Below are 21,615 nucleotides of genomic sequence, written 5' to 3' on the forward strand. Positions count from 1 at the left end.
GTGAAACACACTTATATTGATCAAATTCCAGTCGCTTTCTTCTTGATGGGGAGATTTATTGGTGTTTGTAGGTGAATTTATCCAGTTTAGCGTTCACGCATCATTGCGAAAATCGGACTTGTCTCCCCCTTGCAGCATGAGCGTATTCCCACATGAATCGAGGGAGACGTCAGAAAATGAAAAGGGCAGTCCTATGACTACCCCATGGTTCTAAATACCCCTGTGTAAGAGTTAGTGGATCAGACCAAGTTCCCTTGCTTCTTCAATGCTCAACCCGCTTTCACGGATCTCACGTAGCGCTTCAATGCGTCTTCTCGCTTCAGCTGACTTCACTATTTTCTCTGGCTTCACATTGGTTTCTTCTTCCGGTAATTCCCATTTGTGAGCGATGTAGGTCATCTCGTCATGGTCGATAGAATTAATGGACATATTTCCTCCGAACACACCATGTTTTCGATGAGTAATCTATAGCAAACCCAAAATGCGGAGGTAAGCAAAATTGTGGGGAAATGTGACCACTCCCGACCTTTCATCAAGTCGTTAATAAATTCATCATTTAACTTTTGCCAAAAGCATTCTTAACGATTAAATTTGAAAGATTCCCCTATCAAAAGTGAGCCGATCTAGCTCTCATTTTGCTTATTATCAACAGCAAACAATGCCTTTTACAGCTGCTCACGTTCAACGCTTCTTGCCATTCTCTCACTCACATCAGTTAACCTTCCTAACAAGCTTACGCTTACCTACACGACAAACAGTAACTGAACTCACTTACTCATCAGTCAACTAAGCCAAACTCTACTTAGCGTCCACCGTCATAGCACTCATGCCAATGTTTCATAGCCCATTTGGAAACTTTGCTCAAAATGAGCCAAACTCTTTTAAAGACTCGCCTAAAAGCGGATCACATTGGATAAACCACTCGGTAAAACAAACGACTGAGGTAACACAATGGAATTGAAAAGCTGGCAAGATCTCATTTCAAGTTGGTACGAAAATAGGAAGCATGATCAAGTTGAAAGATTAGAAACGATCTTATCTCAAGCACCGGAGTCTGTATTTGGGCCAGATCTTACCGATCAACAGAGCAAAGCAATCGCATGTTGGTTAGATGGTTATCTCCGAGTGTTTCAACACGCTCGATATCAAGACCAGCAAAAAGCTTATCAAAGCCTGCTGTATGCGAGCGCTAAACTTGAACAAACCGCTTGCCAATCAATGACTGATCTACATATTAAAGATTGGTGCTTAAAGCGTTTGCAACACTTAACTGTATTAGCGCTAGAGTTTTGCAATCAACAAAATGATCAAACTAAGTGGCAGCAACATGCTAATAAGATGATCGAGTCACATGTGGCTTTGATGCGTGCAATGAACTGGAATGAAGCTTGGAAAAATGATCTAAGATTACGTCATTAGCCCGGAAAAATGATCAAGATAAAATATAACCTCGTAATACTGGCTTGATCGGCAATGATTTGGTTTGTCAACGTGGTGAAAATTTGTTGCTCTCGTGGCTCTAAGTGCCAAAATTCAGATAAAAAAAAGCGAGTTTCTTGAGGAGAAACTCGCGAAGTCTATTCAGAATGAATGTAACAATATGAGCCAATCTATCTAATCATCAGAAAGGACAAAAAGGTTGTCTATTCGGGATAAATATTAATCCGAGCCCCAACCCATAATGTCATTGATTTGTTAGAGTTAAGTCTGATTTCCATCAGTGCAATTCATTGTTACATTCTGAATCAATTCGTCACGTTTATTACTCAATAAACATCCAAAAAATTCATATTAAATGGCCATCTCATCAAGTGCTCTTAATACCATCTCGTCCATATGACCATCAAAAATCTGGCGACATACTTTCCGTCGAACGGCTAACCCTGCAATCAAACGTTCTATGGTCAAATGTTTCACGTCGTTTTGATTGTTAAACAGCTCCACCGTTTTACTCAATGTTTCGTATGGTAGTGGCTCTTCTCCAACTCTTAACCAATCAAGCTTCTCAATGAACTCAGAACACTCTTCTTTGATCGAGGCATAGGAATGCCCTGTCATTGCTGATAAAGCCATTACGCTGCGTTCTAGAGCCTCTGGAGAGGTGTATTTAGAGAGAGTAATCGTGATCTCATCAGCGTTGATCTCTACTAAATGTTTTTTCTGCTTCACACGACGACCCAAATTACCGCGTGGAGATGGTGCTTTGCGCTGAATAGGCTCAAATTCACCATCAATGATACCTGAGAGTTCTTCTAGTTGTTGTCTCGTTACCATCTCATTACGAAGTGGGTTTGGTAACGTAGGGGCCATGTTACGTTTACCAGCGTTCGTCGTGCGCGCGCGGGAGTAACGAAGTACCTCTTCGACATCACATTTGATGTCAATTTGGTAATCCACCACTTTTCCGTTCTCGATCATCGTTTCAATTGTGAGGTGGTAACCCCACAAATTCACCACAAAAAGATCTTCTGTCCCTTTACCATCGGACAAGCGTTTTAGTTCACGGATCAGATCCATTGAAAAACGACGCCATTCGATATTGCGCGCTAATTTCTGATTTAGCTCGCTCAGCAGCATACAATCCGTATGTCTGCGCACCATACGACTACGGAAAAATGAGTACATCTGGAACACTAAAGTATGCTGTTTCAGAATTTCAGGCGGGAACAAGAAGAAATAATCACGAGTCAGTAACTCTTCGTAAAACGATGGCTCCCAAACCAAGATATACAAATTTGGTTTAATACGTATCTCACCATCACTGCCTTCAACGGGGGCTTCTTCTGATGCTGTAATGGTTCGTGCGATAAAACGGAAACGATCACTTTTAAAGCCTTCTGGCATATTTTCACTTAGCCAGCGACCGGTAAGTTCATGCAATTGAAAATCGGTAAATTCAATACGATCAATACTGTCACGAATTGAATCACGCGCAGGTCCACTGTCTTTCTTGCCGCGGAGGGACAAAATATCGGTGATATATAACGGCGTTTTATTGGGGACGTGTGCAGCATCCATGTGGTACTGATCTTTATGATGATCATGATACTGCACTGTTAACGTGAACAGCGCAAATAGGGTCATTAGATCGTCAACCGTCATGATGTTTTTCGATGATCGAGTTTCAATCACCGCTTTGGTGCCAGAGATCGACACCATAGATTTCTGGTAGCTTTTGCGAGTGCGAGGAGGTGCGAGAGCTTGATCAATGATCCCTGCCCAATTGGTTGGTGAAACGATAAATTGATCGGCTTCATCCTTCATCATTGGGGGGGTATTTAAACCATGTTCATTCAACAATCGTTTATTGACTTGTGTTTGTGCTAACGCTTTAGAGCGCTTTTGCTTCTCGTTTTGCCGAACTTTTTCTGTCACTAAGCTGGTGGCTCCTAGGACTGAGATAAGCTGATTCGGATTCACAAACTTATGTAACATCGTTTTGCCAGCCAAACCTTCCTCAAAACGAACTGGCGTTTGCGTAAACAACCCAATATTAACAGCTGCTCGCAAACGTTGCTGAAGTGCCGCACGAGTCAATTGACCGTCTGTTGCTTCGACAATTTCAGTGGTAGACACTAATCCATCTTTGCTACTGAAGCCTCGAAGTGAAATCAGATTAAGCAACTCTAGGATACTTTTAGTTACCCCTTTGAAATATTGGTATTGCTCAACCCAATCTGTCGAAGATTCGTGAATTTCAAAAAGGTGCCCATCCTTATGGCTTCTAGGCGCTTTAATCAGAACTTTTTCATCAGAGCTCATTTTAGATCCAGATCTCACTAGCCGTAGTTTTGCTATGTTTCCGAAGGATAAAGAAAAATAGATCATAAATAAAGAAAAATTCTTTGTTTTTAATTAACTGATCTTTTTGATTAATCTGATCTTAATTGATTATATGATCTAATGATCTGGACGGATTTGTGTGTGCAATTCCTTGTTTATATACGATATTTTTTTATTAGCTTCGGAACTATGATCATACGCTTATCGAAACCATGATCAACACAATAAGGAAAGCATGATCATAAACTCTCGTAAGCATGATCATTGGAACTCTGAAAAGATGATCAAAATAGGTTCGAAACGATGATCATGACATTTATACAACTTATCCACAGAACTCCGTCATTGATTGGAATGAACCTACCCCGTTGCGTTGTGTGTAAGCGTGTTTTATACCGGGAACGATGATCAAGAGAATGCTATTTCATCTTTCGTTTGAACGAATCGAGTGGAAATTATCCAATTGTTGAAAAGTTTGCCGTTTTTCAGTTCTTTCATTGTTGATAACGCATTATGAGCAAATGAACGGAAGCATGATCATGATAGTTGTATTGCACATCATTGAGATCGCTTTTTCCATCGTTCCGTGTTTTCTCTCTTCATTATCTCTTTAGCCCCCGGTCTATCTGCATTCGACCGTAAGTTATCTTATAAATATCATGCTTCCGGCGTGTAAATTCACTTGATCATTTTTCCGAGAAATTGATCTCAACGAAATATAGCGTCTGGATGTAGGTTGGATGGTATGTCCCTTGATCATGCTTTCTTAATTAACCTAACTATCGGAAGCATGATCATGAATAATCCTTGATCATTCTTCCCTCGTAAATTGAGCTTTCTAACGTAAATCACATTGGACACATGATCAAGGTTCGATGCATGCGTCACTTTGCTTTCATTAAAGTTAGATTAGGTTCATTTCACATTATCCGTAATTTAGGTCACTGTTATAATCGTTCCGGGAATATGACCTATTTACATTGTAAATAAGTGACAGTGTGACATTTTTGTTTCATTCAAAGTTTCGATGTCTTACTCGAAGATTTTTGATTAAGATTCGTCATGCTTTTACATTTAAAACATAAAATAGAAGTTTGTAACTATTTTTTATGTGATTGTTGTTCAAAATGTTTGTGCACCTTTTTGTTGTTTTTTGATTGCTGTGCTGTACAATTGAGCCCAGATATCTTTCCAACGGAATTTGGCATGAAAAGAGAAAAAACGATTGAAAATCTTCTGGAGTTAGCGGAACTGACGCAACAAGTTCAAGCTGACCGTATTGAGATTGTTTTGGAAGAGCGAAGTGACAACTACTTCCCACCAATGTCTAAAGCAATGATGGAAACCCGCTCAGGTTTAACACGCCGTAAGCTGGATGAAGCTATCGGTAAAATGGAAGCAGAAGGCCATCAATTTACAAAGAATAATGCCAACCATTATTCCATTACTTTAGAAGAAGCTCACATGCTAATGGATGCGGCGGAAGTGCCAAAATTCCATGAGCGTAAAAAAAACTTGGATAACAAACCGTGGATCATTAACGTACAGAACCAAAAGGGCGGTACGGGAAAATCGATGACAGCGGTGCATTTGGCGGCATGTTTAGCGCTTAACTTAGATAATCGCTACCGTATTTGTTTGATTGACCTTGATCCTCAAGGTTCATTGCGTTTATTCCTAAACCCACAAATTAGTGTGGCTGAGCATGACAATATCTACTCAGCAGTTGATATTATGCTGGGTAACGTACCCGACGGTGTGGAAATCGATCGAGAATTCCTACACAAAAATGTATTGTTACCGACGCAATACCCGAACTTGAAGTCGATTTCTGCTTTTCCAGAAGACGCTATGTTTAACGCAGAAGCGTGGCAAACGTTGTCAGAAGACCCGTCGTTGGACATCGTGCGTCTGCTAAAAGAGCAGTTGATTGACAAGATTTCCAATGATTTTGATGTGATCATGATTGATACTGGTCCACACGTTGACCCATTGGTTTGGAATGCGATGTACGCGTCTAACGCGTTATTAATTCCATGTGCGGCAAAACGCCTTGACTGGGCTTCAACGGTAAACTTTTTCCAGCACTTGCCAACGGTTTACGAGATGTTCCCTGAAGATTGGAATGGTCTTGAATTCGTTCGATTGATGCCGACAATGTTTGAAGACGATAATAAGAAGCAAGTTTCGGTTTTAACTGAAATGAACTATCTTCTTGGTGACCAAGTTATGATGGCCACTATCCCACGTAGCCGTGCATTTGAAACTTGTGCTGACACTTACAGTACGGTTTTTGATTTGACGGTAAGTGATTTCGAAGGGGGTAAGAAAACGCTCGCGACAGCACAAGATGCGGTTCATAAGAGCGCGCTTGAACTTGAAAGGGTATTGCACTCTAACTGGCCGTCATTGAATCAAGGGTAATTAGTAAATGGCATTGAAAACGTCTGAATTAAACGCAAAATTATTTGGTAAAACCAATAAGCGTCGTGTCGCGACACCTCAAGAGGCGCAAACCGCGGCAAAAGACAAAGCGCAAGTGATTGAACTTGCTGTTGCAGGTGAGGGTACTGTTCAGTTTGAACTGGTCCGTATTCCTGCAGATAAAGTGGCAACGGATACGACGGTTTTTGCTGAGAATGCTCGTGAACAATCATTCTTGAATGAGCATGCTCTCTCGGATGTCCTGGCGACATTGAAAGAACGTGGTCAACAGTACCCTGCTGTTGGTCGTCGTACAGCGGATGGAAAAATAGAAGTTCTCGACGGTAGTCGTCGTCGTATGTCATGTATTTTGGCTGGAAAGGATTTCTTGGTTTATGTTGGTGAAGGTATCAATACAAGCCATGCCAAATTTCTTTCTGACGTGGCGAATGCACACAAACCACTCTCGCTTTATGAGAAAGGCAAAGAGATGCAAGCTAAGCTAGAAAGTGGCGAAGCGGAAGACCAAAAAGCACTGGCAAAGATGTTCCAGTGCAGTGAAGCTTTGGTCAGTGGTGCATTGAAAGCCGCATCTTTACCTCGTGAGTTGTTACAAGCTTACCCTAATGTGGGTGATCTTGGTCGTCCAACAATTGTAAAACTGCATAAACAATTCTCGATGCTCGCACCTGAACATCAACAAGATTTGCTTGATAAATGTCGTACTTCTGAAGGGTTCTTATGGCAACGCAGTAGCGCTCAAGGTGTGGCTCGTTTGACCAAAGAGGTGACCGAAAGCCTTGAAAGTTGGATTGCAGAATTATCACCAGCTAAAGCGAGCAAAAAGGCGGATAAGGTTGAGCTAGTTAAAGGCCGCGCAAGCTACAGTCGTAAAGGCAGCAATTTGGCATTGCACCTTAAGAAAGTCGACGACAGCTTGATCGAAGAAATCTTAGCGTTTGTACAAAGTAAAATGCAATAGATTGTTTTTATTAATAACCGCCCTAGGGCGGTTTTTTTATGTCTTTTAATTCCCCGCTTGTGATGAATCACGGCTTAACAAAGATGTGATAACATGGCGCCAGTTCAATATTGGATAGACGCTATGCACGCACAATCTGAATTCCTTTCTCAACTGCAGTTTCAATCTCGACTCGCTTTTCAGCGTACTGGTGTGGTTCTTCAAGGTGATGCAACTTGGCAAGATGAGTTGATTTCGTTTTTTTATCAAACTAAAAAACCAACACAGCAAGAACAATGGTTCTGTGTTGGGAATTGGCGGTTGGATGATGCCCTTTGCGTAAACTCGAAACAGGGCAATATGTTACTTGGGAGAGAGTGCGACGTATTGTTATTTGATGCGAGAGAAGAGTTTGATGCGAACAGCTTTACTGCATCTCTGGGTGCGTTAGTTGGTGGAGGTTTGCTGATTGTTGTTACTCGAGAGCAAGAGATAATGAATCAAGCGCAGCGGTGGATGCAAATTCAGTGGCAGAAGTTGGTCGTTATTGAACAAAATCATCCACTACCCAAACTCCCACCGTTTACTCACACACCAAGAGAAACCCAGTATACCGAACAGGCCAAAGCGATTTCTCTTGTTGAGAATGTCGTGAATGGGCACCGCAAACGACCGCTCGTACTAACGGCCGATCGTGGGCGAGGAAAAAGCAGTGCATTAGGAATGGCTTGTGCGCGACTGCTTCAGCAGAAACCGTTGAAAATTTTACTTACAGCGCCTTCGATTAAAGCGGTCGAACCCGTCTATCAACATGCATTGCGTTTGCTTGAGAGCGCACAACGCATAAAGAAAGACAGATTAGAAATTGGCTTGGGTTACATTCAATTTGTCGCGCCAGATGATTTATTATCTTCATTGCCGGATTGCGATCTACTTTTGATTGATGAAGCCGCTGCTATTCCTGTGCCGTTGCTCAAACAAATTACCGTTCACTATCATCGTTTAGTGTTTTCTAGCACGATACATGGTTATGAAGGTTGTGGAAGAGGATTCTCACTTAAGTTTGTTGAGTGGTTAAACACGCAAAGACCAGGGATGAAAACCTGCCATCTGCAACAACCGATCCGTTGGTCTGCAAACGACAAACTAGAGTCGTGGTTGTATCAGGCGTTTTTGTTGAACGCTGAGTTGACAGATATCGACGCGGTTAAAAACGATGACATCTTATTGTCCAAAGTCGGCAAATCCGAGTTGGTTTCTAATCCTTCCGTTTTGAATGCGTGTTTTGCTCTACTGGTTAATGCCCACTATCAGACATCCCCAAATGATTTAATTCACCTGCTGCAAGACGAAAGTTGCGAGGTTCATATTGCAAAAAAACAAGAGCACATTATTGGTGTCGTGCTCACGGTAGAAGAAGGTAATCTTGATGATGAACTGATTCGTGATGTTCAGCTTGGAAAGCGTCGGCCAAAAGGGCATTTAGCGCCAATTACGATTGTTAACCAACTGGGCTACCCGCAAGTTGGGAAGCTTTCAACTCAGCGTATTATGCGTATTGCGGTTCATCCCAAATTGCAAGGTAATGGTATTGGCCAGTCTATTTTGAAACAATTCGAACAGTCGCTTGCCCCACACATTTCTTATCTCTCCACTAGTTTTGGTGCGACTGAGGAGTTAATCCACTTCTGGCAGAAGTCGGGTTATCAAGCGATTCGTTTGGGTACAATGCGTGATGCGGCGAGTGGGTGCTATTCGTTGTTAATGGTCAGGTCGTGTGGTCCATCAACCCAACCTTGGATTCAACAAGCGGAGATGTTGTACAAGGAGCTTCTCTCTTCGACCACGAATCAGGTTTATCCAAAATTAGAACCTGCACTATTTCGCGCTCTATTTTGGTATCCCTTTGGTGGCATTCAATTGCATCCTATCAAGCTTAATTTGATTTCTTGCTATACCCAAGGTGGGAACAGTTATGAATCTGTTTCAGTTTGGATTCAGCAATGGTTACTTCTGAATGGGCTTGAGGCGGTATCTGATTTTGTTATTGCTAAAGTATTTTTTGCTCAAGATTGGAGTGAATGCGCGAAACAGTTTGGGTATTCTGGCCGTAAACAAGCTGAGCAGAAATTTCGCCAAGAATTAAAAAATTGCTTTCAAAATTTACAGTGTAAATACGATTAAGTGTAAATTTACACTGTAAAGGTAAACGAAAGAAGGAGAGGGTTTACACTGTAAATCCTCTTTTTTTATATTACGGTAACTCCGTCCCAAGAGATTGACTGCTGGTGAAGTTTACATTGTAAATGACCTTGTTATAAAACAGACGGTGAGTGCTTTCTTACGAAAAGAAAATTGCGCCTCTCGCAAAACGGTAAGAAGAAAAGCAAGATTTCGTCTTTAGTGATGTGAGCCTGATTATGAACAAGCGGCTGTTTGTGGGCAATGAGAATTTGGTTAGACTGAAGCTGTGGATGAAACGCGAATGGTTTGGGTATGTGGAAGCTGTGTCTTGAGTGGTCAGAAGACAAAACAAAAATTTTTGCCCGTCTTCCGGGAGATGTTGATCTTGGAAGTGAGCTAAACCTTAAAGAGTTACCGGAACAACTTCTATCGATGTCAGCAACGAATGTGTTTGTTGATGAGGAAGCAGTTATTAGGTTTATTAATTGTGCGCGAGAACGTAAGTCTGAGGCGTACGATGGAATGTTGATTGCAGCAATGAAGAACGCTCGTGTGGATGTCGAGCTTACCAACAATGACATGTTAGCTTGTATGATAGTGACTGGTGCGTATGGCGGACGAGGATTACGTGGCGCGGAAATAGTGCAAGCGTTAACAAACGCGAGAGTCAAGAAAGGCATCAACAAGCTAGCCTTAAAGAAAGTGATGGTGGTCAGCAACCAACTTAAGCCAGGGGAGACATTTTCTCAGCCTGTCGCTATCGGTAAACAAGCGATTAAAGGTAAGGACGCGTGTTTCACTCCACTTGTCAAAGATATCGCCAAACGGATTCTAAAACCCAAACAAGGCCAAGCCGCTAGCGAAAAAATGGATTTGCGAAACTTAGGCGAAACCATCGCTGTGGATATTGGTGATGAGGTTATGCGTCGTACGCCAGCTACTAAGGGTACACCCGGTTATACGGTTCAAGGTCGTATCATTCCACCACAAGCTGGAAAAGACAGCCCAATGAAGGCCGGTAAGGGGACTCAAATTTGTAAAGATGATCCCAACTTACTCGTTGCGACCGTTTCGGGAACCCCGCTCATTAAGGATAAAACGATAGAAGTGGACAATGCACTTTGCCTGAATAGTGTGGGCGTAAATACCGGACACGTGAATTTTAAAGGCAATGTGATCATCGGCGGTAATATTGAATCAGGTATGATAGTACAAGCGACGGGCTCGATTACTGTCGGTGGGTTTATTGAATCGGCGAGTGTCCAAGCGCAGGGTGATATTCAAGTAGGAAAAGGCATTATCGGACACACGGTGAGTGACGGACAGCCAAAGAGTTGCAAGATTCAAAGCAAAGGTTCAATTCGTGCGAATTACGCTCAGTATTGTGACTTGCATGCATTTAAAGATATTGATTTAGCCGTACACAGCATGAACAATACCATTCATTGCGGGCGTAATCTCACCGTTTTGGATGCCCGTGGCGCCCACGGTACATTGAGTGGTGGCGAGGCAAAGGTCGGTGCAAAAGTGTTGTGTTCTCAACTTGGTGTAGAAGGCGATACGGCAACGAAAGTAGAAGCGTTTGCTAGTTATTTTGGGTTCAAAGAACGTATTGCTCATTTGAAAGAGACATACAAGCAGGCGCAAGAGGGAACGATGGATGTGATTCGAAAAGAGCTCGAATTTAAAAAACGTCCTAAATTGGAGCGGTCTGAGAACGAACTACATCAAATTGAACAGGCGAAAGTGGCGAACAATGCGCGCCTTGATGAAGTACGACAAAAGCTGGAACACACTGAGACCGAATTTGAGTTGGCGCTTGAAGACTGTATCGTGGAGGCAAAAGATAAGGTCTTTACCCGCGTAACGGTGAAGTTTGGTGACGAGCACGTGATAACTAAACGTGCGTACGGTGGTTGCACCTTTAGCTTCAATCAATACGAAATTAGAGTTTCAGCGACGTTTGATGAAGAAGATATAGCGGTTTGATCCATTCATTTAGCACTCTTCGGTAAAAGAGCGTATTAACATCGGCACTGCAAATAACCTTCATCGCTTTCTTGATATGGTCTAGTGGCCAGTTCCACCATTGTATTTCTAGTCGCTTAATGATAGTCGCTTCATCGACGCGTTGTCGTACTACGTGGTTATTTCCGACCACGATTGACTAAGGTGGCACATTTTTGGTGATAACCGCACGCGCCCCAATGACGCACCCATGCCCAATATTTACGCCTGGCATGATCATCGCATCTGTACCAAACCAGACATCATTGCCGATAATTGTATAACCTGTTCGTTCGAAGCCACTTTGAACATCGTCTCCAAACTCATCTGGTGAGAAGGTGAATGTTGAAATTCAATCAACGCGATGACCTGATTGCCTGCTATCAAAACCGTTGCTTCGAAAGCGAATGAGTAAAACTTACCAATGATAAGTTTATCGATCTCTCCGAATATATCACTTTGCCATACTTCTTGCGTGACGTTATCAGCGAGTAAATTACGGTTGGCATGATCTCTGAATGACTTTCCGTGTTAAAAGTCAGACCAATTGCTATATTCGCCGACGATAATATTGGGATTAGAAATATTATCTTTGATCACTTACCTTACTAACCAAGAATAAAAAACTCATTTACTTTTTCTCGACACTTTTCGACACTTTTCGATGGTTCGATTTTAGTGCTTCTATGTCCTTTATTATATAAACCCAAATCAAGCACTCGAGCTTATCGACATGGTGTGGTTAGTGAAGCAATCTTATAGTTGATAGAAGGGTATGAGTTAGAGTGTCATGAATTACGTTGGTACGCTCTGTGTTCGCTTACAGCGGACTTTAACCATGACGAAGGCGTATACATCCAATGTTCCTTATTCCGTGGTGACTGATAAAGAACGGAGTGAAGGGATAAATTTACACTGTAAACTATACACAAATAATGCTCACTGAACTAAACACCTTGCAATCTAACGTTTAGTCTTCATTTCGTTTGTCGTTGTGGTGGGTTAAACGGAAAACGCCAATAACCTATTGAGAAGCCATAGATATTCTTATTTACTATCGCTGCTATAATCAAACCGTTATGAATACCACGTTTTAGCGGCTTGCGAGGCTAGCAGAATAAATGGTTTGATTGGCACTGGTTCACAATTGAAAACCGTCAACAGAGGCCAAGATCTATTTAAGTACGTTCAGGAGAACAAAAAAATATGGATGTAAAAAACGATTCTAAAGAAAGTTCATTGTATGCCTTGTCGCTTCTTTTTTGTCAGTCGGCGTAAATGCAGGAACCATGGTGGAGGGAAGCGCTCTTGCTGCCGAACAACATTGAGTTCGTGCGAATGATGCGTAAGACGCAACTTAAGATCCCGCTAAGGCAAAAGGCCTGCCAGAAATGCACGTAATACGTGACTTGTTTGAAGGGCTTGTGATTTAAGATCGTGATGGCAACCTCGTTCCAGGAGTTGCGAACCGTGGGAAACAAAAGACAACCAAACGTGTGTTTTTCACCTAAGTAAAGATGCAAAATGGTCTAACGGTGATGCCTGTTACATCCGACGATTTTGTTTATGCCTTGAGGCGAGCGCTTGATCCAAAATTAGCCTCACACAATGTTTGGTACTTAAAACTGACCAAAATTAAAAATACTGCTGATGTGGCGGAAGGGAAAAAGCCTTTGGAAGCGCTTGGTATCACCGCGGTCGACAAGCATACTGTCTGCTTTGAGTTAGAGGGTAAGGTGCCATATTTTATCGTGATGTCATTACTAACGGCGTGACACAAGTTGGTCACTTACCGGCGTACACTTTTGCTCATCAATATACGGCTGGATTTGACGCGACCACGCCTGAGTACAGTCGATGGACACAATCAGAACGAGATGAAAAGGCGCGTCAATTATTGAGTAATACAGGCTACGGTGACGATAATCCGCTCGACTTTACGTTATTGTACAACACCAGTGAAGCAAACAAATTGATTGCCATTGCTTCAATGCTGAAGAAAATTTTAGGTGCGAGTGTCAACTTAGAGAATCAAGAATGGAATTCGTATCTAGTGGCGCGCAAGCCGGGCGATTTTGATGTGATGCGAGCGTGGTGATTACAATGAAGCATCAACGTTCTTGAGTTTGTTGAGTTCTGGATCGTCGGGCAACTTTGCACGTTATTGTAGTGATAAATACGACGAGATAATGAATGCTGCTCTCGCGGCGGCCGATGAAAAAAGCCCCAATCGGATAACCGTTGGGGCTTTTGTAATTATTAGCGGATATTTTGTTTTCTTCGAGTATAAATTCGAGAGGTCGATTTTTGTGTATCTGGCTTGGGGGCAGTCAGTTTTAGTACGGCTTTTTGTAGCATTAAATTATTTGGATAAGTAATCAGGTTGCCGTTGTCGTGCTTTATTAACACGTGGAACATACTGATTTCTTGGATCTCGCCACAAATATCTTCGTCTTTATCCACGACTTTGATTCGATCTCCAACACGGTAAGGAAACACAAAGAAGATAAGGAAACTGGCCGTTATATTGCTAAGAATCGACCATTGTGCGATGAATGCTACCCCTAAGACCGCAAAGATCGAAGATAGAAATAGGGATACATCACCGTATCCGATGCCGGCCACTATCGCAAAAAGTGATGCGAACAGGAACAAAAAGGTCACATTGAAGCAGCGTTGGATAAAGCTAAGTCGGGCTTTATTTACGCCTTTCGACTTGGCCAAATTAAGGATTGCGCGATTCGCGATCTTTTTCAGTACCTGGTAAGCAATTAAAATAATGATGGCCATCAATACCTTATAACCGACAGATCCTGCGGTAAAGTACTGGCCAATTTGTTCTAGGTGGATCCAATGATTCATTTAATTAGATGAAAGAAAATTATAAAGTCACGTTTTATAGCCTATTTTTGCTTCCAAGTAACCACAAATTTATGGCGTCAGCCAATAGCCGTCACGTAGTAGCTTGCAGTACAAGGTTTGATATTCAACCCACTGAATGTTAACGTAATGTTGTGTTTGTTGTGTTTGTTGTGTTTGTTGAGTTTATTATGCGAAGGTTTCTGAAGGCGCTAGTGTTATTCATATTGGTTGCGTGGCCCATTGTCGTATCCGCTTATAACGATAGTCAGCGACTGGCACAGCATGTTGGTTTGGACGCAAATAACATTTCCACAATCATGTTTGATCACAAAGGTTTTATGTGGATTGGTACGCAACATGGGCTATACGTTTATGATGGCTATCAACTTCAGGATTTTAAGCCAAACTTTAATGATCCGGGTTCAATAAATGCGATTGATATTCGTAACTTATACCAAAGTAAAGACAACAAGATCTGGGTCTCTACCAATAGTGGTGGCTTAAGTTGCTTTAATCTAGCGACGAATACCTTTACAAATTTTAGGCACGACTCTAACGACAGTAATTCGATCAGTAATGATAGCGTTTATGACGTTATTGACGGTCCGGATGGTCATCTTTGGGTCGCGACACAGATAGGTTTAAACAGACTAAACAGAAGTACGGGAAAAATCACTCGTTTTTATAAGCAGCAAAGTAATGTTCACTCACTTCCTAGTGACTATGTCTATAAATTATTTGCAGATAGCAAAGAACGACTTTGGGTCGGCACGTTAGGCGGAGGGTTGGCTTATTGGCAAGAGGAGAGTCAGAGCTTTGTCTCGTTTGATCTCGGTGATGGGGTTGATGACGTTTTTTCTATCGAAGAGGATGATTCCGAAAATTTGTGGATAGGCACAAGGGAAGGATTATTCAAAGTTGACTTAAATAATATGCAGTCAAATGAGATAGAACTCACCTCGTTAATGAAAAATAAGTTAGCGATTATCTCATTGCATTATGCGGGAAATCACAAGCTTCTTCTTGGAACGTATAAAAATGGGTTGCTGGCTTATGACGTAAGAAATCATAGGTTATCGAGCAAACATGTCAGGCAATCGATTGAGTCTGATGCCGTCACAAGTATTATTGAAAACGAGCAAGGTGAGTTGTTTTTCTCAACATGGGGCAATGGCCTGCACCTTTTAAATGGTCAATTGGCAGAGGTTTTCTTTAACAAAGAGATAGATGACCATTGGTTCTCAATGCGAGATGTCAGTGCAGTACTGGCGGATCCGCAAGAGAATATCGTTTGGTTAGGGTCAATAACGCAAGGTTTGCACAAGATTGAAAAACATTCAGGTGAATGGATTAAAACTCACGCCGATTTGCCTAACGTTGATGTAAACAGCATTTTTAGTATCGAAAAAGCGGCAAATAATGATCTGTTTGTTGGTACTTCAAGTGGTCTTTGGCATTTATCTGCCCAAGGTGAAACACTCCACTTCTTTCAACATGACGCGAGTGAACAAAAATCGATAGGCAAAGGGTTTATCAGAGCGGTTAAGCAAAGTTCTGATGGTAACGTTTGGGTTGGTATTGGTGGTAGTGGCTTATATAAATATCACATTGATACTAAATCGTTCTCTTCTTATAAGCATGACGCAGAAAATCATCACTCTCTTAGTGGTAACTATATCACCGCATTAATGGTTGAGGACGATTATCTTTGGGTTGGTACAAGATCAAATGGCTTAAATCGCTGCCGTGTTATCGGTTGGTACTGTGAAAGGTTTCTTGTCGATAATAATTATCTAAGTCATTACTATATTTCAGATATTGAAAAGGATGTTAATGGTAATATTTGGATTGGCACCGATGGCGGTGGATTGCACAAGGTCGTCTACAGAAGTAAGAATGATATTTCCGGGCTTGAAAATATACCCGGCGTGACCTCACCAGGAGAATCGATTAAATCAATATTAAGTCAGGATGATGGATCTATTTGGATTGCTACAAATAAAGGGGTCTCAATCTACAGACCGCAACAGCATAGTTTAAAGTTAACCAATAATATATTATCCAATATAGGCTCATTTATTATAGGTTCGAAAGCAAAGGATCGGACACATAACTTGTTAGGGGCTCAGAATGGCTTGGCGATTTTAAAAAGAGACAATAACTATTTACCTTCCACCTCTTTTCCATTACGTATTACTCGGATCAATCACGATACCTTTTCGAGATCTATTGCTCACTTATCGATCCAAGATGGACAGCAAATATCCATTCCATGGGGAGGTATGCTAACGGTTGACTTCGCATTGTTGGATTTTAGTGCCACCAAGCATGAATATGAATATAGGTTAACGCCTTCTAGCCATTGGCAAGCCTTAGAAAACAGAAATCAAATTAATTTTTTTAATGTAGAGCCCGGATCGTATCAACTTGAGGTTAGAGGAAAAGGCAGCAATGGCCGTTGGAGTGAGCCTGCAAACTTAAGTATTGATATTGTTCCTCCATGGTGGCGAAATATAAACTATATAGGCCCTCTAGCTTTATTGATTATATTCATCGCGATAAGTTATCACCGGTATCATATGGCCAAATGGTTAGCTCACTCTACACGTCTCAATCTTATAAAAGTGCAGAAAGAGTTGGCGATTGATGAGCTTAAGAGTAGGGAAGCAACACTAAAGGATGCCTATCGAGGAATAAGAGACCTGACAGCAAAAATTCAAAATGCCAAGGAAGAAGAGAGAAAGTCCATTTCAAGAGAGCTGCATGATCAATTTGGTCAATCTTTGACCGCGACTCAAATCAATTTACAACTATATAAAAAGGAACACCCGGAAAACAGCATCAGAATTGATGATTCGATAAAAATTGTTCAAGCGATGATAAAGCAGGTACGTAGTATCTCTTTCGATTTAAGACCGAGCATTTTAGATGATGTCGGCTTGATCGCGGCACTAAATAATTTACTCCACAAGATGTCATTATCTTTGGAACACCCAATAAAATTTGATGCACAAGTTAACTTTCCGATGATTCACTCTCAGCTTGCAACGACGCTGTTTAGAATCATACAAGAGTCAGTGAATAACGCGATACGTCATTCAAAAGCAACAGAGATTGTGGTTCGTCTCAGCTTTAGCGAAAGCCTTATTACAGCTGAAGTTAAAGATAATGGAATGGGTTTTAACGTGAATGAAATTAAAGAGAAGGTGATAAAAGGCAAACACTTAGGGCTATTGGGAATCGAAGAAAGGGTATTAACGCATAACGGAAAGTTAACGCTAAACTCTCAACTCGATAGTGGGACTTCTGTTTTAGTTGAGTTTGAATATGAAGAATAACAGCACAGTGGTACTTGTAGACGATCATGAGTTAGTCAGAGCAGGTATAAGAACGTTATTAGGTGCAATAGAGAGTATTGAGGTGGTGGGTGAGTGTGGGGAAGGATTGGATGCTCTTCCTATATTAAAACAGTTGACTCCTGATCTTGTCGTTCTGGATATTTCTTTAAAAGGTCTGAATGGCATAGAGTTAGTCAGTCTGATAAGAAAGCAAAATACGAATATAAAAATTCTCATGCTATCAATGCATAATAATGTTGAATATGTAGCAAAGTGTTTAAGAAATGGTGCCCAAGGTTATTTATTGAAAGACTCTGCAGTCGATGAGCTAGAGCCTGCTGTGATGAATGTTTTAAGTGGTGATTCATACATTAGTCGAGAAGTCGATGAGAGTATGCTAGACAAGCTGTTGTTGGATGAAAATACACCCACGTCACTTTTGGAATTATTAACCAGTCGACAACGACAAATCCTTCAGTTGATTGCAGAAGGATATTCTACCAAGCAGATAGCCGATAGCATTCACGTGAGTATTAAAACGGTTGAAACGCATAGAACGCATATCATGAAACGTTTGAATATCTTCGATATAGCGGGCCTCGTTAGATTTGCCATGGAAAAAAGATTAATCCAATAACAAACCACCTAAGCTTAAGCCAGTCGATAGACCGGAGAATAGACCCTCACCCTCATAGTGCTCACTACAATGCTTTATTCAAATGTGTTGCGTGTGTTATCCGATTTCTTAACTCTGTGGTAGAGCAAACCTATGATTATAGTCCAGCAAATAGGTTGTGGGTGGTTATTAATTAAAAATGTGATCATTGTATTTATTTAGTCAAGATCTTCAATAAATTAAAACCAAAAATCAGGGATTCCCTGATATCGCGATGAATAGCTATTCGTTATGTTGATTTGTGGTAGTGCATCTACCTAATAAATAAAACATTAACAAGGATAGCTAATGAAATTTAAACCACAGATGGTAGCGCTGTTGTCAGTGCTCATGCTGCTTGCTCCAATATCACAAGCCGCCAAACTTATCCCCCAAAACCTCAAGCAACTTATTTCTGAATCAGAGAGCATTTTATCAGGACAAATACAAACCGTATCTGATGGCATTTCTGATCAAGGCATCCCTTATACCGAGGTGACTATTAAGGTCAGCTCCGCCGCGAAGGGGGCGCATGCTAAGGGATCAAACTACACATTTCGTCAGTTTGGCCTAACAAAGCCTCGCACACTTCCGAATGGCACACAAATGTTAGCGGTATCCCCAGAGGGCTTCCCTCGCTGGAATCAGGACGAAGCCGTTATCGTATTTATGTATAAAGCCGCGAAGCTCACAGGATTGCGCACTACGGCAGGTATGGCACATGGCAAGTTCAATGTTCGCGGCAACAAGGTCGTTAATGAGTTTAATAACTACGGAATCTTTGAAAATCTCGAGTTTGCCGATGGCGTTCTTTCTCCATCAGAACAAGCGATGTTGCAAAACCCAGGCGCTTATAACGCAGCAGACTTTATGGGGCTAGTTGGCAAAGCCGTGTCAGAGCAATGGATCAGCAATGGGAAGATGAAATAATGAATATTAATAAATTAGCGATCGCAATCACCACCTTGCTCACAGCAAACCATGTGATGGCCGCAGGCCCGTTACTGACAACCGATGATGGCGCTCCCACCCCTTACGTATGGGATACGTCAAAAGGCTCAATTCCTGTCTATGTCGATGGAGGAGAAGCGTTTACCTATGACTATGATGGCAGTGTGTTTTTATCTATTGAACGCGCGAATGAAATTACCCAGTTTGCTTTCGACGAGTGGAATAATGTAGAGACATCCACCTTTAAAGCTGACATTGTTGGGACGATCGAAAGCCAAACTGGGCTTGCTGATGTAACCGGAGCCAACGCCGCTCAGATCTATACTCAGCAAAATGGTTATGGTTTTTGGGTGCTCTACGATACTGACGGCAGTATCTTAGAGAACTTCTTTGGCGTACCGAAAACCGCTGTTTTGGGGATCGCCTTCCCGGAAATTGCCGATGAGAACAATGTCATTATCGAAGCGACAGCGGTAATGAATGGTTGGAACGTGTATGTCACTGATACCGAAGGCAACCAAGTAGCAGGTGTGTTTACTCACGAATTTGGCCACGCCATCAACCTCTCTCACTCGCAAACCAATGGCCATTTGGGCTACATGAGTCATCCGCTAAACCCACACTTCCCTGGCGTTGAAGGGTGTGAGGTGGCTCCTATTCATGCTCATGACGCACCCGATGGGTATGGTCCTGTGAACAATGCCGATCCGGATATTATCGAAACTATGTTTCCATTCATTAGCCACAATGGTGCGGGTGGCGTTAGCCAGAGCACCATCAATGTGTTGGATGACAAAGTCTCGATTTCTAACCTCTATCCAACCGCAGGTTATAAAGCCAACTACGGCTCAATTGAAGGGACGCTTCGTCTAAAAGATGGCTCTACTGAGTATAGTGGCGTCAACATTATTGCTCGCAATGTTGATGATCCATTATTTGATGCGGTGTCGGCTCAATCGGGCTATTTGACGCAAGGCAAAGTTGGCCCAGATGGTTACTTTAAAATTAACGGACTTACCCCAGGTCAGCGTTATGTGCTGTATACCGAAGAAATCACCCAAGGTGGTTACCCAACACAGCAAACACCAATCATTTCTGTTGCGGAATATTGGAACGAGGGCGAAGGAAGTAACCCAGTGTCAGATAACCCATGTGACGCGACTCCGATTGTAGCGCAAGCGGGAGAAACGAAGCAGGCAGATTTAACCTTCAATGGCTATACCGACGGTATCCATTTTAGGCCGATTGTGAACGCGCACCTTACTGATCTTGCGAAAAATGGTAAGTCCTCGATGGGCACCATCATGGGGGTTGGTTTTACGTGGGTTGAAAACAAAGGATTTGAACTATTACCGGACTATATCTCCGTCAATTCTGGTCAAATGAACCGCAATGGGACAAAGCTACTGGTTAACTCCGATCATGACAGAAATGGCATCAGTGAGCCGGCTATCTGGACTGATGCACACGGTCCAACACCTCTCGGTGACTTAACGGGTAACGCTTGTGGCGGCGGTGGCATGTTTGGAGCTCAATCGGCTTCTGCGTGGGGCATAGACGATGCAGGTAATACTGTTGTTGGCTTGGCGTATAAAGACGCGAATGGTAATGGGAGCTGTACGGAATACTCAAAAGGCGAGCTAGTCCCATTTGTCTGGACGCCTAACAAGGGCATGCGAGAGCTAGATACGCGCAATGTTGACTGGAATCGCTATAGCTGGGCTCGTGCACATGGTATTTCGGGTAACGGTGATGTAGCTGTAGGTTCGCTTGATGGCTGGGAAGCCATCGCTTGGGTTAATGAAGGGGAAATGATCAATCTTTATGACGAAATAGGCGCAATTTCGGCTAACGCAGTATCCCAAGATGGCAAACAGGTTGCATTGGCAACCGAGCAAGGTACCGTTCAACTGTGGGATCACACCAAGAAAGGTCACGCTGCCTTTACGGATATTGGTGGCCTGAAATGGTGTGAAGATGTGCCGTTTGGATTTTGGGGCAGCAATGCTTGTGAAGAGATGGGCGTCGATTGGGTTCACGATTGGGTTGGTGAATACGCACCGTTAACCCCATTTGATATGAGTGACAAAGGCGATGTGATTATTGGTCGTTCTGGCGATTTCTGGGCGGGCTTCACGGGCGCGATTTATATCAAAGGATTAGGTTGGATGACACTTGATGACTTCTACAGCAAGCAAGGTGTACTAGAAGCACAAAATGCTGCGATGGATAACCCTCTCTCGCTTAACGGCTCGGGATCAAAAATGGTTGGCGGTGTCGCTGGTGCCATGATTTCTTACCATGTTGATATGTCGCAAGTTTATGTGTGTGAAAATGGCTCGTCAGTGAAAACAGGTTTCCCGAATGGATTGATTCAGAAAGTGAAATCCGGGGCGGAGTTTGGACGCTGTGAGCATCTGAACTAGCGGCTGCATTTTCATCTTCATTAA

11 protein-coding genes and 3 pseudogenes are annotated in these 21,615 nt (G+C 42.3%); 10 read left to right on the forward strand and 4 right to left on the reverse strand.

Translation table 11 applies throughout. The features are described 5' to 3' along the window. Window positions 1–231: 231 nt before the first annotated feature. On the reverse strand, window positions 232–429 hold the full coding sequence (locus tag AK965_RS04300) for a hypothetical protein (RefSeq protein ID WP_099078446.1): 198 nt from the start codon (window positions 427–429) through the stop codon (window positions 232–234). 522 nt (window positions 430–951) lie between these two features. Here AK965_RS04300 and AK965_RS04305 point away from each other — a divergent pair. Further along, complete coding sequence (locus tag AK965_RS04305; protein ID WP_099078447.1) at window positions 952–1,419, forward strand: transcriptional regulator; 468 nt, start codon at window positions 952–954, stop codon at window positions 1,417–1,419. A 372-nt stretch (window positions 1,420–1,791) separates the two neighbouring features. On the opposite strand, the gene AK965_RS04310 is transcribed toward AK965_RS04305, so the two are convergent. Next, complete coding sequence (locus AK965_RS04310; protein WP_099078448.1) at window positions 1,792–3,762, reverse strand: replication initiator protein RctB domain-containing protein; 1,971 nt, start codon at window positions 3,760–3,762, stop codon at window positions 1,792–1,794. A 1,227-nt stretch (window positions 3,763–4,989) separates the two neighbouring features. On the opposite strand from AK965_RS04310, the gene AK965_RS04315 reads away from it, so the two are divergent. The 4 genes and pseudogenes from AK965_RS04315 to AK965_RS04330 all read left to right on the forward strand — a co-directional run bounded on the left by AK965_RS04315 (window position 4,990) and on the right by AK965_RS04330 (window position 11,341). Further along, window positions 4,990–6,207, forward strand: a complete 1,218-nt coding sequence (locus tag AK965_RS04315; protein ID WP_099078449.1) for an AAA family ATPase — start codon at window positions 4,990–4,992, stop codon at window positions 6,205–6,207. Window positions 6,208–6,214: 7 nt separating this feature from the next. Then, window positions 6,215–7,189, forward strand: a complete 975-nt coding sequence (locus tag AK965_RS04320) for a ParB/RepB/Spo0J family partition protein (protein WP_099078450.1) — start codon at window positions 6,215–6,217, stop codon at window positions 7,187–7,189. 123 nt (window positions 7,190–7,312) lie between these two features. Next, window positions 7,313–9,342: pseudogene (locus tag AK965_RS04325) on the forward strand (tRNA(Met) cytidine acetyltransferase TmcA). Window positions 9,343–9,664: 322 nt separating this feature from the next. Then, window positions 9,665–11,341, forward strand: coding sequence for a DUF342 domain-containing protein (locus AK965_RS04330; RefSeq protein ID WP_099078451.1), 1,677 nt, complete (start codon window positions 9,665–9,667; stop codon window positions 11,339–11,341). Here the strand turns inward: AK965_RS04330 and AK965_RS04335 are convergent. Further along, window positions 11,298–11,959 (reverse strand): annotated as a pseudogene (locus tag AK965_RS04335) (CatB-related O-acetyltransferase). The gene AK965_RS04330 and the pseudogene AK965_RS04335 overlap by 44 nt on opposite strands. 662 nt (window positions 11,960–12,621) lie before the next feature. Between AK965_RS04335 and AK965_RS04340 the strand changes: the two are divergent. Further along, window positions 12,622–13,581, forward strand: a pseudogene (locus AK965_RS04340) (ABC transporter substrate-binding protein); the annotation flags it as partial. A gap of 37 nt (window positions 13,582–13,618) precedes the next feature. Here the strand turns inward: AK965_RS04340 and AK965_RS04345 are convergent. After that, window positions 13,619–14,221, reverse strand: a complete 603-nt coding sequence (locus AK965_RS04345) for a mechanosensitive ion channel family protein (RefSeq protein WP_099078452.1) — start codon at window positions 14,219–14,221, stop codon at window positions 13,619–13,621. Window positions 14,222–14,373: 152 nt separating this feature from the next. Here AK965_RS04345 and AK965_RS04350 point away from each other — a divergent pair, with 152 nt between their 5' ends. The 4 genes from AK965_RS04350 (at window position 14,374) to AK965_RS04365 (ending at window position 21,591) form a co-directional block, all read left to right on the forward strand. Continuing rightward, window positions 14,374–17,559, forward strand: a complete 3,186-nt coding sequence (locus AK965_RS04350; protein ID WP_143699931.1) for a sensor histidine kinase — start codon at window positions 14,374–14,376, stop codon at window positions 17,557–17,559. Beyond that, window positions 17,549–18,196 (forward strand): response regulator transcription factor, encoded by a 648-nt coding sequence (locus AK965_RS04355; RefSeq protein ID WP_099078454.1) that lies wholly within the window; start codon window positions 17,549–17,551, stop codon window positions 18,194–18,196. Before AK965_RS04350 ends, AK965_RS04355 begins: the two co-directional genes overlap by 11 nt. A 327-nt stretch (window positions 18,197–18,523) precedes the next feature. Next, the gene (locus AK965_RS04360) at window positions 18,524–19,144 is read left to right on the forward strand and encodes a hypothetical protein (RefSeq protein WP_099078455.1); all 621 of its coding nucleotides are present in this window, start codon (window positions 18,524–18,526) and stop codon (window positions 19,142–19,144) included. Further along, entirely contained in the window at window positions 19,144–21,591 is a 2,448-nt protein-coding gene (locus AK965_RS04365) for a hypothetical protein (RefSeq protein WP_099078456.1), read from the forward strand. Before AK965_RS04360 ends, AK965_RS04365 begins: the two co-directional genes overlap by 1 nt. The last annotated feature ends 24 nt before the right edge of the window (window positions 21,592–21,615 follow it).

Origin of the sequence: Vibrio sp. PID17_43 (genome assembly GCF_002608565.1) — a bacterium.
Lineage (GTDB): Bacteria > Pseudomonadota > Gammaproteobacteria > Enterobacterales > Vibrionaceae > Vibrio.